The organism is Flavobacterium sp. SLB02, assembly GCF_009664855.1.
Lineage (GTDB): Bacteria > Bacteroidota > Bacteroidia > Flavobacteriales > Flavobacteriaceae > Flavobacterium.
In genome coordinates, this window is sequence record NZ_CP045928.1 from 1,582,336 (window position 1) to 1,598,066 (window position 15,731).

The 15,731-nt window shown below is 35.4% G+C and carries 8 protein-coding genes; 5 read left to right on the forward strand and 3 right to left on the reverse strand.

Annotation, left to right across the window (positions count from 1 at the left end; genetic code table 11):
* The first annotated feature begins 88 nt into the window (after nt 1–88).
* The 4 genes from GIY83_RS06310 (at nt 89) to GIY83_RS06325 (ending at nt 7,850) form a co-directional block, all read left to right on the forward strand.
* The gene (locus GIY83_RS06310; protein ID WP_208685795.1) at nt 89–1,225 is read left to right on the forward strand and encodes a TlpA disulfide reductase family protein; all 1,137 of its coding nucleotides are present in this window, start codon (nt 89–91) and stop codon (nt 1,223–1,225) included.
* A gap of 88 nt (nt 1,226–1,313) precedes the next feature.
* The gene (locus GIY83_RS06315; RefSeq protein ID WP_208685797.1) at nt 1,314–4,103 is read left to right on the forward strand and encodes a pitrilysin family protein; all 2,790 of its coding nucleotides are present in this window, start codon (nt 1,314–1,316) and stop codon (nt 4,101–4,103) included.
* A gap of 222 nt (nt 4,104–4,325) precedes the next feature.
* Nucleotides 4,326–6,326, forward strand: a complete 2,001-nt coding sequence (locus GIY83_RS06320) for a protein-disulfide reductase DsbD (protein WP_208685799.1) — start codon at nt 4,326–4,328, stop codon at nt 6,324–6,326.
* A gap of 24 nt (nt 6,327–6,350) precedes the next feature.
* Nucleotides 6,351–7,850, forward strand: coding sequence for an aminotransferase class V-fold PLP-dependent enzyme (locus GIY83_RS06325; RefSeq protein WP_208685801.1), 1,500 nt, complete (start codon nt 6,351–6,353; stop codon nt 7,848–7,850).
* Between the two features lie 77 nt (nt 7,851–7,927).
* Here the strand turns inward: GIY83_RS06325 and GIY83_RS06330 are convergent, their stop codons facing one another.
* Nucleotides 7,928–9,616 carry a glycoside hydrolase family 28 protein gene (locus GIY83_RS06330; RefSeq protein WP_208685811.1) on the reverse strand — a complete coding sequence of 563 codons (1,689 nt, stop codon included), beginning with the start codon at nt 9,614–9,616 and terminating at the stop codon, nt 7,928–7,930.
* Nucleotides 9,617–10,188: 572 nt separating this feature from the next.
* Between GIY83_RS06330 and GIY83_RS06335 the strand changes: the two genes are divergently transcribed.
* Complete coding sequence (locus GIY83_RS06335; protein ID WP_208685813.1) at nt 10,189–11,412, forward strand: DUF4272 domain-containing protein; 1,224 nt, start codon at nt 10,189–10,191, stop codon at nt 11,410–11,412.
* 414 nt (nt 11,413–11,826) lie between these two features.
* On the opposite strand, the gene GIY83_RS06340 is transcribed toward GIY83_RS06335, so the two are convergent.
* Together GIY83_RS06340 and GIY83_RS06345 are read right to left on the reverse strand one after the other, a co-directional pair.
* Nucleotides 11,827–13,161: a hypothetical protein gene (locus GIY83_RS06340; RefSeq protein WP_208685815.1), complete on the reverse strand. Its 1,335-nt coding sequence runs from the start codon at nt 13,159–13,161 to the stop codon at nt 11,827–11,829.
* A gap of 34 nt (nt 13,162–13,195) precedes the next feature.
* Nucleotides 13,196–15,598: a TonB-dependent receptor domain-containing protein gene (locus GIY83_RS06345; protein ID WP_208685818.1), complete on the reverse strand. Its 2,403-nt coding sequence runs from the start codon at nt 15,596–15,598 to the stop codon at nt 13,196–13,198.
* Nucleotides 15,599–15,731: the final 133 nt, after the last annotated feature.

A 15,731-nucleotide genomic window follows, 5' to 3' on the forward strand; every position in this document is an offset into this window, starting at 1 on the left:
ATTTAAATAAAGAAACGCCTTATTTTAAGTTTTCAATAACTATGTCTCTAGGTGTTTAAAAAAGATACGTAACAAAAAAAATAACAACATGAAAAGTATACTCTTAAAATCAGGTTTAGCCGCATTAGCGCTGATGACCACATTCGCTTCCTGCTCAAAAAAGGAAGGTTTTACGATCAATGGTACAATTGCCGGATTAGATAAAGGAACCGTTTATCTGGAAAATACAGATGAAAAAGGAAACAAACAAATTGTAGATTCTGCTCAGATAAAAGAGGGAGCTTTTACCTTTGAAGGAAAAGTAAATGAGCCCTTACTATATACCATAAAACTGAAGGGGCAGGATTATGGCGCTTTTTTGTTATTAGATAACGAAGATATTAAAATTGAAGCTAAAAAAGACTCTATTTTTAAAGCTAAAATTACAGGAGCAACTCAAAACGATATTTATCAGTCGTATTATAAAAATGAATTCAAAAAAATACAAGCGATTGCCGGACCTATTTATAAATTATCTGATTCTTTACAACAAAACGGAAAAGTAAAACTAACACCGGAACAGCAAACAATGATGGATAAAAAATGGAAAGATCTTCAGACTTTCGCTGATGATTTAACAGATAAATATATTACTAAAAATAAAGATAAAGTAGGTGCAGCTTTAGTAATCAGTGACCGAATTGTATCTTATGGAACACCGGAACAGGTAAAAAAGTACTACGGAGTTTTATCTCCTGAAATTCAAAAATCAGTTTACGGAAAACAATTAAAAGCAGCCATTGATCTTGATGATAAAACGGCTCCCGGTGTTGTAGCTTTAGATTTTTCTCAAACAGATGTAAACGGAAAAATCGTAAAACTATCGGATTATAAAGGCAAGTATGTTTTGGTAGATTTCTGGGCAAGCTGGTGCGGACCATGTCGTAAAGAAAATCCCAATGTTGTTTTGGCATACAAAACATATCACGATAAAGGATTTGATGTGTTGGGAGTTTCACTAGATGACAAAAAGAAACTTTGGGAAAAAGCAATCGAAAAAGACGGATTAACCTGGACGCATGTTTCGGACTTAAAAGGATGGAAAAATGATGTTGCCGTTTTATACGGAGTAAAATTAGTCCCTACCAATTACTTAATTGGACCTGATGGAAAAATCATTGCTAAAAACCTTAGAGAAGCTGAACTACAATCAAAATTGAAGGAAATTTTCAGTAAATCTATTTAGTCTCAGTCTCGGTCACAGTTTTCAAAGACTGCGAACTGCGACTGAATACCGCAACTGAATACTGAAAACTAAAAAAATATCACAACAAATGAAAAAATACATCTTTCTGGGCTATTGCTCACTAGCTTTCTGTACGCTTGTTTCAGCGCAGAATAAATCGGTTAACTTCAAGAAAATAAAAGAATTAGGGGGAATCGAAGAGTATTTGTATCAGCCAAATGGTATGAATGTTTTGCTCTTGCAGGACAATGCTTCGCCGGTGGCAACCGTACAAATTGTGTATCGTGTAGGTTCTAAAAATGAAGTTTTAGGAAATACGGGTTCAACGCATCTTTTAGAACATTTAATGTTTAAAGGAACGCCGGCTTTCAACAAGAAAAACGGAAATACGATTACAGATGTACTTCAAAATACAGGAGCGCAATTAAACGCTACAACCTGGTACGATCGTACGAATTACTTCGAAACCCTGCCAAGTGATAAAATTGCATTGGCACTTCAGATCGAGGCGGACAGAATGAGAAATTCTTTATTATTAAAAGAAGATAAAGAAGCCGAAATGACCGTAGTTCGTAATGAATTCGAACGTGGAGAAAACAATCCAAATAGTTTATTAGATAAAGAAATATGGGCTTCGGCATATATTGCACATCCTTATCATCATTCGACAATTGGCTGGAAATCGGATATTGAAAAAGCACCAATCGAAGTATTGCGTAATTTTTATAATACTTATTATTGGCCAGATAATGCAACTTTGACTATTATTGGAGATTTCAAAAAAGAAAATGTATTCGAACTAATCGAGCAGTATTTCGGTAAAATTACCAAAGCGCCAAATGTAATGCCACAACCTTATACCGAAGAACCACAACAATACGGACCTCGTAAAATTGTAATAAAAAAACCTGGAGAGTTGGGCGTTGTAAACAAAGCCTATAAAATTCCCGGAGCTTTGCACGAAGATCTTCCTGCCTTAAATATTTTAGGCGAAATAATAGGTTCAGGACCTTCAGCGATTTTAAGTAAAACTTTTGTAGACACTCGTATGGGGATTTACGCTTATGCAAATGCCACAAATTTTAAAGAAGTGGGACTTTTTACCATTGGAGTTGGTTTTCCTGCCATTTCTAAACACGAGGATATTGATGCTAAAATAAGTGAAGTTGTAGCAAAAATTCAAAAAGATGGCGTAACCCAGGATGAGGTAAATCGTGTTGTGGCAAAAATTAGCGCACAAACTATTTTAGCGCGAGACGGCTCAGGAGTTATTGCATCAGAATTGACAGAAGCCATTGCTGCCGGAGACTGGACAGATTATATAACCGGAGTTGACAGATTAAAAAAAGTAACTCCTGCAGATGTTCTTAAAGTGGCACAAAAGTATTTAGTCGAAGACCAAAGTACAACCGGATATTTTATCCCGAAACAAAATGGTACACAAAATCCGGATGCAGTTCAAGCCAATAATTTTATGCCTGAAAATGGGCCATTTTATTACAGAGATCCAAAAGACGTACACGATCACGAAGAGCCTTCAAAAAATATTTCATCGGTACAAATAATAGACGCTGTAGAAAGTTTAAAAGAAAGTGTTAGCGAAAAAACACCTTCGGCTTATAAAAGAGAAAAAGTAACAGGAATAGATATTGTTTCAGTAAAAACTTCGGCTAAAGATTTTGTTACCGTTTCAGCAAGTATTTCATTGGGGAATTACGCAAACGAGACGAAGAATTCTGCTATTCCTTCACTAACGGCAGCCATGCTATCAAAAGGAACAACGCTGAACGATAAGTTTAAGTTTTCAGAAAAATTGCAAAAATTAGGCGTAAACTTAAATGTAAATGCATCGACTTTTAAAGTAAATATTGGTTTTAAATGTTTGAAAAAAGATTTAGATCAGGTCATTATGTTATTGGCAGAAGAGTTAAGAAATCCGTTGTTTGATGCAAAAGAATTCGAAAACTTAAAGCAACAATTTATAGGAAACATACAGCAAAATTTAAATGATCCTGGCGAAAGAGGAACCATTGCTTTGTTGCAGGCTATTTATCCAAAGGCAAACCCCAACTACAGCTTAAGTGTAGAAGATGATATTGCGAATATCAAGAATGCAACTCTTGATGAAGTGAAAGCTTTCCATAAAAAATATTTCGGACCAGCTTCTATGCATTTGGTAATTGTAGGAGATACCGAAGGAGCCAATTTAAATGCATCTTTAAAAAAATCATTCAAAAACTGGACTGGTGGAGTAGTAGAAAACATGAAGTTTGAAGAAGCTGTAAAATCACCATCAAAAACAGAGGTTATTACAATCCCGGAAAAACCAAGCGCCGAATTATTCATCGGACAGTATACAGGTTTAAAAAGATCGGATGCTGATTATATTCCGTTTTATATTGCCAATTATACATTAGGTGCAGGTTTTGCCGGACGTTTAATGCAAACGGTTCGAGATAATGATGGTTTAACGTACAGTATTTCATCCGGAACGGGAGGAAATATCAGCACTGGAGGTTACTGGATGGTTAATGCATCTTTCAATCCAACTTTGTTTCAAAAGGGATTAGATGCTACCATGGTTCAAATTGATAAATGGGTCAAAGATGGAATTACCGCAGCAGAATTAGAAAATAAGAAAACCAATTTAATTGGAAGTTTTAAAGTGGGAATGTCAACCACAAACGGAATGACCAGAACAATTTTAAGCTTTATCGAAAGAGGCTTAGAACCAGACTATATCGAGCAATACCCAAAAGATATCGAAAAAGTGACTTTGGAACAAGTTAACAACGCAGTCAAAAAATACATTCAGTTAGATAAGATGATTGTAATAAAATCGGGTTCGCTTGATAAAGAAGGGAAACCCTTGAAATAGATTTCAAGGTAGGGATTCAACTTTGTGAAAGTTTTAAACTTTGACAAAGTTAGAACGACTGCGACTGCAAAACTGAAACAAAAAAACAAAAAATTTTAATAGTCCGTCTTTCATTTTTTTCATATTAGAAACTGAATTAGTAAGCAATTTTCTAAGAAAGACCCTAAAAGAGCTGTTTGCCAGCAGCTCTTTTTTTTCAAAAATATCAAACCTAAATAACCAATGAAAAAAGTATTAATAACCTTAATGTTACTGCTGAGTTGTAGCATATTTGGACAAATGTACAATCCGGTAAAATGGACAACTACTGTAGAAAAAATATCAGATAAAGAATATATTCTAAAAGCTCAGGCAACCATACAATCTGGCTGGCATTTGTACGGCCAATATATCGAAGAAGGCGGGCCTTCGCCAACCGCTTTTACATTTAAAAACACGCAGAAAAAAATTGAATTAATTGGAAAAACAACCGAAGATAAAGGACATGAAACTGTAGACAAAATCTTTGATATGAAAATCAAGTATTTTGAAGAGAAAGCTGTTTTTGCACAAAAGATAAAATTTACATCAGATGAAATTGTAAATATCGCTGCCGAAGTGGAATTTATGGTTTGTGATGACAGTAATTGTTTACCTCCTTCATCAGAAGAATTGTCTTTTAAGATCCCGAATGCTAAAAAACTGGCTTCCGCCGAAGGAACACCTGACCTTAATACTGATACCATTTCTATAGCAAAAACAGTTGCAGTACCAAAAGAAAAAGAGAACAAAGTCAATGTAAATCCGATTAAAAAAAATGAATCACGCGGATTAATAAGCATTTTTATCATTGCTTTTTTATCCGGTTTTGCGGCGTTGTTAACTCCTTGTGTTTTCCCGATGATCCCCATGACGGTGAGTTATTTTACCAAACAAAGCAAAACCAAAGCAGACGGTATTAGAAATGCTCTGATTTACGGGTTTTCAATCGTGATTATTTATGTATTATTAGGTTCAATTGTAACGGCAGTTTTTGGTGCAGATTCACTAAATGCACTTTCAACAAATGTTTGGTTCAACCTGATATTTTTTATTTTATTAGTGGTTTTTGCCTGCTCTTTTTTAGGCGCTTTCGAAATAATGTTACCCCACTCTCTTGCGAACAAAGTCGATTCTCAAGCCGATAGAGGAGGACTAATTGGGATTTTTTTTATGGCTTTGGCTTTAGCCATAGTATCTTTTTCATGCACAGGTCCAATTGTTGGAACATTGTTGGTAGAAGCAGCCTCAAAAGGCGGAATCGCGCCAATAGTCGGGATGTTAGGATTTTCGATTGCCATTGCGTTGCCTTTTTCATTATTTGCGGCATTTCCGGGCTGGTTAAATGCGTTGCCAAAATCAGGCGGATGGCTCAATACGGTAAAAGTAGTTTTAGGATTTCTGGAATTGGCTTTGGCTTTTAAATTTTTATCCAATGCCGATTTGGTTTTGCAATTGCATTGGCTGGAAAGAGAAGTGTTCCTAACGATTTGGATTGCTGTTTTTGGAGTTTTGGCCTTTTATTTATTCGGAAAAATTACTTTGCCGCATGATTCTCCGCTTAATCATATTTCGGTTGGGAGATTAACTTTCGGATTACTTGTTTTGAGTTTTACCATTTACCTGATTCCCGGACTTTTCGGAGCGCCTTTAAAATTAATCAGCGGATTCCCTCCGCCCATGCATTACAGCGAATCGCCAGACGGATTTGGAGGTTCTAAAAGTTCAGATGAAACAAAAGTAGTTTTACCGGAAGGAGCAGAGCTTGGTCCGCAAAACATTATCACTTTTCACGATTATAACAAAGGAATGGAATTTGCCAAAAAAGCGAGAAAACCTGTCTTACTAGACTTTACAGGTTATGCGTGCGTGAATTGCAGAAAAATGGAAGAACTCGTTTGGTCAGATTCGAAAGTACTGGGAGTTTTAAAAAACGATCTGGTTTTGATTTCGTTGTATGTTGATGATAAAAAAGAATTGCCTGAAAACGAACAATATGTTTCTGAAACGACAGGAAAGAAAATCAAAACGATTGGAAACAAATGGAGCGATTTACAAATCAAAACCTACAAGGCAAATGCTCAGCCATTTTATGTAATTGTAGATCATAACAGCGCCAATTTAGCCGAACCTTCAGCTTATAATCCGGATATCGGGAATTATTATAATTGGCTGAATTCGGGAATCAAAAACTTCAAAAAATAAGTTTTCTTTAAAAGAGATAAAAGAATGAATGCTATTTTAAACAAAACAGAAATAAGTCCATTAGAATCTTATTTTTCTAAATTTAGAGGAAATATGATTGGTGTACATCATACTTTCGAATCGGTTTATGGTACACAAAAACTATTATATGCCGATTGGATTGCCAGCGGAAGATTGTATGTTCCGATAGAAGATATTGTACTAAATAAGATAGGTCCAATGATCGCCAATACGCATTCGTTTTCAAGTGAAACCGGCAAAGCTTCGACCTATGCATATCAACATGCCAGAGATCTAATCAAAAAACATGTAAACGCAAATGATCAGGATTGTCTTGTAGCAACGGGAACCGGAATGACCGCTGCTTTATCCAAGCTGCAACGTATTATGGGGTTGCGTGCTAAAGATAATATTTACAACGTAAAACTAAATTTTAATGATCAAAGGCCAGTAATTTTTATCACACATATGGAGCATCATTCCAATCAGGTTCCGTGGTATGAAACCATTGCCGATGTGGTTATTTTGCCCGCAGATGAAAATAATCTGGTTGATCCTGAAATATTGTCAAAAGAAATTAAAAAGTATGCCAACAGAACCCTGAAAATTGGTTCATTTACCGCATGTTCAAACGTTACAGGAATCATTACGCCGTATGACGAACTGGCAAAAATAATGCATCAAAATGGAGGTTTTTGTTTTGTCGATTTTGCAGCTTCGGCGCCATATGTTCAAATCGATATGCATCCCGAAAATCCTGAAGAGCAACTAGACGCGATATTCTTTTCTCCTCATAAATTTCTTGGTGGCCCCGGAACTTGCGGAATTTTGGTTTTTAATGAAAAATTATATCAGGCAAATTTCCCCGATAATCCGGGTGGAGGGAATGTAAAATACACAAATCCCTGGGGCGGTTATCATTATAGTGATGCCATCGAAGTAAAAGAAGATGGCGGAACTCCGGGTTTTCTGCAAGTCATGCGAACGGCTTTATGTCTGGAATTGAAAAACCAAATGGGAATTGAAAACATGAAAAACAGAGAAAAAGAATTATTGGATGTCTGTTTTTCGGAACTTCAAAAAATAAAAGGATTATCAATTATGGGTGATTTAAATACGGAAAGAATAGGGTGCGTTTCTTTCACTATCGAAAAAATACACTACAACTTAATTGTCAGGCTTTTAAATGATCGTTTCGGAATTCAGGTTCGTGGAGGATGGTCCTGCGCAAGTACCTACGCACATTATTTGATGGGTATTGATGAAGAGGAATCTAAAACAATGACAAAAGAACTTCTTCAGAAAAATTTAATTAATAAACCGGGTTGGGTTCGTGTATCATTACATCCAACAATGACAAATGAAGAACTTTTGTTTATTTGTGATGCGATACAAAAAGTAGCTATGAATTATGAAGAATGGCAGGAAGTGTATCGCTATAATCCATCAAATAATGAGTTCGAAAGCGTTGTAAATCAGCAAACGATTGCCGAAGATGTGAAGGAATGGTTTTGTTTGGACTAAATTTTCGGAAGTTATAAAATTAAAAAGGGTTGAATCAAAATGTATCTGACTCAACCCTTTTTATGAATTACATCAATTTAGAACTTCACGGCTCCTTTAGGAACAGTTTCTCCCACTGTAGTTTTATTGCTAAGATTAAAATTAGCCGATGAAACAAATTCTATATTCTGGCTGTTTTCTCCATTAACTGTAATCGCTTTAGGAGAAGTAGAATTGAATTCTACATTTTTAAGAGACATGTTTTTAGTATTGAAAATTTCAAATACAGTAGTCTCTTCGATGTCTAGTTTAGCATTGCTTATTTTTATTCCGTTAGCATCAATGATAGAAAAACCTTTTTTTGCATTTCCTGTCAGATTAGAAATTTCGATATTTTCAAGATTCATTTCAGGCAAACCTTGTAAAAACACAGCTTGTTGAGCTCCTTTTATAGTTACATTTTTGATTGAAATATTTTTAAACTGAGGCGTTTCTTCGTTCACTGGCATCGCTTTAGAACTTAATGTGTTTCCACCTTCGGCCAAAGTTTCTTCGATTGATTTTCCTCCATAATATAAATTGAATGAAATCGCCTGCGAAGGAATATTAGTCATGAAAATATCCGAAATAAAGATATTCTCCACCACACCGCCACGTCCGCGGTTACTTTTAAAACGCAATCCAACATCCGTTCCCATAAAAGTACAATTAGATACGTGCATGTTTTTTACACCACTGGACATTTCGCTTCCAACAGTTACGCCTCCGTGACCATGATACACTATATTATTTTTGATGATGATATTTTCGCAGGGAACGCCGCGATCACGTCCGTCTTTATCTTTACCTGATTTAATACAAATGGCATCATCACCAACATCAAAACTAGAGTTTTCGATAATTACATTTTTGCAGGATTCTACATCAAGGCCATCTCCGTTTTGAGAATACCAAGGGTTACGAACCGTTACATTACGCACAATTAAATCTTCGACCATCAAAGGGTGAATGTTCCAGGCCGGTGAATTTTGAAATACCGGACCATCAAACAATACTCTTTTACTGTTTTGAATACTTACCATTACAGGACGTAAAAAATCATGAATGGTTTCAAACTCTTCTTTGGTTTTTAAATCCAGACGTACGTTTTGATCAGCGCCTTTAGAAGCATTCATAAAAGTTTCTGACGGATACCAGCTCGTTTTATCTTTGTTTAAAACACCGCCCGAAGCAATCACTTTCTTCCATTGGCTATCGGTTAGTTTGTTCTTTTTAACTTGTCTCCAAACCTCTCCTGATCCGTCCCAGACACCATTACCGGTAAAAGCAATGTTCTGAAGGTTTTTACCATAAATAGGAGAGATACATCTCCAGGTATTCAATCCTTCAAAACTGGTTTCTATAATAGGATATAAACTTTTATCGGGCGAGAAAATGATTAGCGCGCCTGTCTCTGCATGAAGTTCAAGATTACTTTTTAATAAGATTGGACCTGTAAGCCAGATTCCCGGAGGAATAATAACTTTTCCACCGCCTTTTTTTGAAACGGCATCTATAGCATCGGCGAAAGCCTTTGTATTTAAAACATACCCGCCATTTACTGCACCAAAATCTTTTAGGTTTACGCTGTTTTTTGGAATTACAGGTTCTTTGACTTTAGCCATTTTGAATTCAATGTTCTTGTAAGTGTCATAAGACTTTGAATTTTGAGCAATACTGTTTTGCGCACAACTTGCTATTATAACCGCCAGAGCAATACGTAAAAAGTTAATTGGGTTAGTTTTCATTCTAATTGTATTATGGTTAAAAATTTCAGTCCTAACAGAGAGACTTTATTGCTAAATGCATTTATTGATCCTTGTTTTTTTGATAATTCAGAAAAAAAGAACTTCGATCGATTAATATATGTAAATGTAATCGATTACACAAATCTATAAAAAATTATTTAGAAAAGGAAATAAAGTTGATCGTTGCCACAAAATAAAACAGATTCGTTAAGAAAGCCTATTTCATTGGTTTATTTTAATAGCGTCAGGAAAGTACGGGATAGATTTGTAGAATTTAAGATTTATTTTATTTTTAAATTTTTAGAGGCATAGTGGTAAATTTCGGCGAAAGCCAATTAAAAATATTTCACACCCATTTAATAGGGATTGAAGCTGAGAATGAAGATTGATTGAAAGGAAAGAATCTTAAATTTTAATCTGCCCAAATCAGTAAAATCTGCGTGAAACTTTTTTTTGTACCGCATAATTTCATCCTGATTACGTTTGTATTTTTTACTTAAATAAACCTATATTAGCGTAAATAAACCAATTGTATACGCCTGAATATTTAATCACAAATAGAAAATAACAGCATGATTTGTACCATTTACTCACACCAATCCGGGTTTGATGATATTAAAGAAATAATACTGTCTAATTTCCCAAAAGCAGACATCGCACTAAGTAAGGAAGAGGAGTCTGAGATCATCGACTTAGAAATTAAGGGAAGTAATTTAGATTTTTCACAAAAAATAAAAATTTTATACCGCGAAAGAGCCGAGCCTTCTTATCAAATTCCTGAAATCGATGATTCTGCGCTAACAGCGAATTTAAAAGGACTTTACGGTTTTGTATATGCATTGCCCACTGTAAATGAAAAAGTTAAGAATTTGTTTCTGCGAAAAATAGAAACTTTAAATTCTGAATTTACGATTATTCAGCAAGTGGGAGAAGTAGCCGATTTGAAAACAATAATAGCAAATATCGCCAGCGCACTTGATGCAGTTTTGTTTGTTCAGCCTGATACTGTTATCAGTAAATCGGGCGGACAGCATTTTCTGGACAAAAATTTAGATTTGATTATTGATACTGAAGGAAATTGCGAAATCGACGAATTAGATGTTAGGATTAACTCGGTTTATTTTGATGGAGATCAGAATGAGTTGAAAGGAGATCAGTTGCAAAGAAAAGAGAATAACGAAAAAATTCTGGAAGAAAATAATATCAAAATTAACAGCAACCTGCCTTGCATAGAATCTGAAGAGGAGACAACTTTAAGAACACCAAAAGAAATTGCCCAAAGGGTGAGTGCTCTGGCAGTGCTAAATTTAGTAGCGTTTAATAGTATTTCGCCTGAGGAAGCCACAGAATATTTGCAAAACTATAATCTTTGGGATTTTACGACCGGGAATGAGAAAGAATTTCTGGCCAACCCAACAGATGATAAAAAGGCAAATGAAAGCTGGAAATGCGAAGGAATCTGGGTTTTAATGTGGGCTTTGAATAAAATTGATACACTGGATTTTCCGGATGAGTTTTGTGATCTGGAAAACATTGATCCTGATAATTATCCTGTTGGTCAGGACAAAGACCCCAATGTTTTTATTGATTCGATAGTTGCTATTCGATCTAAAAGTGAAATTTTAGACGCCAATGATTTGTATTACAGATTCAATTGGGCTTGTGTTGACGAAAGAATCAACGGCAGGGAAATTGAAGGGATTAATCCGGGTATTGTTTATGAAAGACAATATGCCTTAAACTGGCTGATTAATTATATGGAGCAGGATTGGGATTCTGTTACTTGTGATACTTAAGATGTAAAGGTTGGTTTTCATTGAGCATAATTTTACAGCAAAGAACGCAAAGTTTATAAATCTATTGTGGTTAATATTTTACCGCAAAGTGCGCAAGGTTTTTTTATTGGGCTGAAATAATCTCGCAAAGCGCAGAGTCGCAAAGTTTTTTAAGCCTTATGTTCTTATTTTGCAATTAATTTTGCTAAGATGCTGAAGTGTCATTAATGATAAAAACGTTGCGCCCTTGCGAGTTTGCGAGATTAAAATATTAAAACTTATAAATTAACTTTGCGCACTCTTTGCTGTTAATTCCCAACCTAAGACTCAATATTAAACAAACATTCCGCTCCAAAAATATGAAGCGGAATGTTCTAATTAAAAAAAAACTCAAGTAATAGCATTTTTGCAATTGCATTTCTGCTATTGTTATTTTTAGAATACACCAATGTAATGGTTTCCGGCTTTGTTAACCAATTTAGCACCTTTAGTTACAGCACCGGTTACAGCATCAATGATATAAATGTTTCCATCTTTACCAACCGGAGTAACTGCGATGTACAATTCATTTTTATCAACTACAAACCCTTGGTACTGGCCAAAGTCTAAATCAGCATCATAAGCAATTCCTTCTACTTTTTTAGCTGTTTTTGCATTAAGGTCGATTCTTGCTACAAATCCTTGATTGTTAGCATCGTCATGAGTATAAACGGCATAAGCAATTCCGTTTCCTACATATCTCCAGGCATCAATGTACGATCCTTTTACTCCAAGAGCAGTATCTAAACTAAATAGATAAGAGTTGTCATATTCATTGCTTTGGTTGATTCTTAAGATGTATGAACCATTTTTCGTGTCCCTTTGTGTAGCCTGATAAATGTTACCATCGTTAGCCACAAAACTATTAAAACTACGGTATCCGCTTGTGTCTCCAAAACCTACTGAAGAAGTAATAATTTTCGGATTTAATAATGACGGATAATCAACCACAAGAGATTTAGAACCTAAACGCTCAAATGCAGTTTCATTTTCTGCGGTAAGAGGATTTGTTTTACGCATCCATGTTCCGATGATTAATTTATCTCCGGCTTTGTTTAATGTTGGAGCATCTAAACGAAAGATATGATGTCCTTGAGCTTCTTCTTCAGGAGTTAACGGAATTTCGTATTGTTTTGCAGCAGAAATTAATATTTTTTGTAAATCTAAGCTTAGTACAGTTGCAGAACCTCTGGTATGCTTGTACGTTTTATCTGGATTAGTTACAATTACCGGCGCAGTAACGTTTACCGCTACACCCGTTTTATCTCCGTCAAAAAGTTTAGTCCATCTTGGTGACGTTCCGGCATATTGCGAGATGTTTACTGTAGCTCCTGATTGTGCAAAATTATTACCGCCATTTACTTTGTAGGTCATAAACTCACCACCGTTTGCACCTGTGTAAGTAATATTAAAAAGAGTGCTTCCGTCTACAGATGATTGTAAACGAGCTGTTCTGGTCGATTGTACAGGAGTTCCGTTGTCGTAAACGTTGATCGAAATATTAGGGTTTTTAGCATCTTCTTTACTAACAGAAAAAACTTTAGTACCGCCATTCCCGTCTCCGGGAGCAGTTTGCATTAAGGCTCCTGCAACGGTTATCCAGCGGCTTTCCGTTTCAGGTAATGTAGGGGTTATCGGGTCTTCATTATCATTACTGCTGCAGCTTGTCGTTAAGGCAAATGTGGTAAAAACCAAAACCAATGCCATTAATTTAAATGTACTTTTTTTCATATTCATGGTATTTAAAAAAATTAATTATATAGATTTAAAACTTATTCAGTATGTAATTGAATTTCAGATAAAATGCTACGCCCGGTTTTTGAACTCCAAAGTTGTCGTAAACCTGTTCGTTGGTGATGTTCTTGGCATCAAAGCTCACAATGTATTTTTTGTTTGGGAAAGTATAACTCAAACCTAAGTCATGGGGAAACTGAGAAGGTACTTTGTCGATTTGAGTTTCTTGCCAAGTGGTAAAAAAATCGCCCACATAAGTAAAATTGTAATATAAATTCAGCTCAGAATTGGACTGCAAAACATTTTTAAAATTATACTGAGCATTTCCGTTAATAATAAAATAAGGCTCATTAGGATATTGCTTGTTATAGTAATCGAGTATTTTCCCGTTTTTATCGTATTTATCTTTAAAGAGTGAATTGAATTTAGACATATTCATTCCGATAAATAATCGTTTGTTATATGAATATTCTAATGAAGCTTCATATCCTAAAGATTGGGCTGTTCCTAAGTTTACAGAAGGTGTAGTTTGTAAAGCTTCATTAAGACGATTACTAAACTCACGAATGATTTTATCTTTGGAATTTCTCCAAAATCCGGAACCTCCAAAACTAAATTTATGCTGATTAATGATGTAAGGGCCAAAACGTAATCCTACATTGAGATTATCACTTTCTTCAGGTTTTAATGCGCTGTTGCTGGTTTGATTTTCGCCCGGATTACCAAAAATTTCATTTTCTGAAGGAAGCCGTATCGCTTTTTCTGCAGATAAAGAGAACATCAATTTGGGTAAAACAAAATAAGATCCTGCAAAACCGTAACCGTAAAAAGTAGTATTATTATTCTCTAATTTTTCAACTATTGCTGACTGTCCGCCTGTAGTAATGATCTGCGGGGTTCTTTGTTCTGTTTTCTGGTTATAGCGCTTACCAAATAAATTGGTTCTTAAGCGCGAATCAAAGGCCTGAAGTTCGTAAGCAAAGGATAGAACACTTTTTTGAAGATCCCGTTTTTGCTGAAAATTTCTTTCCATTTCAGACTTCATTTCATCATAATCATCCCTGTCGAACGAATAAAGCATACTGCTGAATACAAATTTGTGATTATCGTTTAAGGTATAATTTAATCCGCCTCGTGTACTGAATATTTTGTTGTTGATGTGCAAAATTGTAGCTGCACCTTGTTGCGCTCCGGTTGGTGATAAAAAATGCTGACCATCAATACCAATTGCTTTTTCGTTAAACCAATTGTAATTCCATTTTACCGTATCGTTTAAAACTTCTGCTCGTTGGCTAAAAACAGAATTTACGGTGAATTCAAGCCCTTTTACAATAAAATCTTTTTTAGCATAATTGATACTTATAACCTGCGCATCAGCTTCCGTAAACCGGCCTTTGTAGGGCTTTGACATCGCCTGTCCGTGCTGAATTTCGTTGTAATCATCAGAAGCATTAAAACCAATTAAGAAAGTATCGGCCCATTTTACATCTGTAAAACCAGCTTCAACACGGCCTCCGTAAGAACGATAAGCATCATTAAAACGTTTGGCTTTAATTTGTGTCATAACTCCGTTAGGTGCAATATTATAGGCGAATTTTCCCCAAATTTCATAATCGTTATCAGAGTAATTATAGAACCCTGAACCTTTTAAGGTAAAACCTGATTTATCGCGGTAAGTTGTATTAAAGTTGGATTGAGTGGTATTAAACGAACCGTAAGATATCGAGGCATTCAGAGTATTTTTAGCACCTTTTTTCAAAATTACATTTATGGCTCCTCCTAAAGCATCATCTGCCAAATGTGCCGGAATTACTCCTTTGTACACTTCGATTCGTTCGATTAATGCAGGCGGAATACTATTTAAATTGAATGAAGAACCATAAGTAGAAATAGGAATTCCGTCTATAAATATTCGAATGGCGTTGCCCGACATTCCGTTCAAATTATAATTAATGCTCGATCCCAAACCTCCGTTTTGTCTGATACGAACTCCAGCCGATTGCCCTAAAAGATCATTGGTCTGAATATTACGTTTGGCCGCTTCCTGAGTTTCTATGACATTTACAGAGAAACCTTTCTCCATAATTTCTTTCTTTACAGTCGTTTTCTGAATCACAACTTCTTTCAAAGCTTTAGGATCATTTTTTTCTAAAGCAATGCTAATATGATGAGAAGGCTGGTGTACGTGAATGGTGTGGGTTTTAGTTTTGCCCTCAGTCGAGGAAATTTCTAAAGTATAATTTCCGTAAGCTACTGCTTTGATTTCGAAGTTTCCGTTATGATCTGCAACAGCAAAATTCTGTGTTCCTAATACCAGTACTGTAGCACCCAAAGCGGGTTCATTATGAGAAAAGGTAACTTTTCCTGAAATGTTTCCCTTTTGAGACCAAACTGAAACATGAACAAACAAAAACAAAACGACTAAAAATCTCATATTTTTTTACTTACCAATAGGAGCGCAAACTTATGTTATTGTTTATATTTAATCTAAATAAACGAATTAGAAGATCATTAGAATTGCATTAGAAATTCTAATGTTGAATTATTCGCAATCAGATTCCGTAATC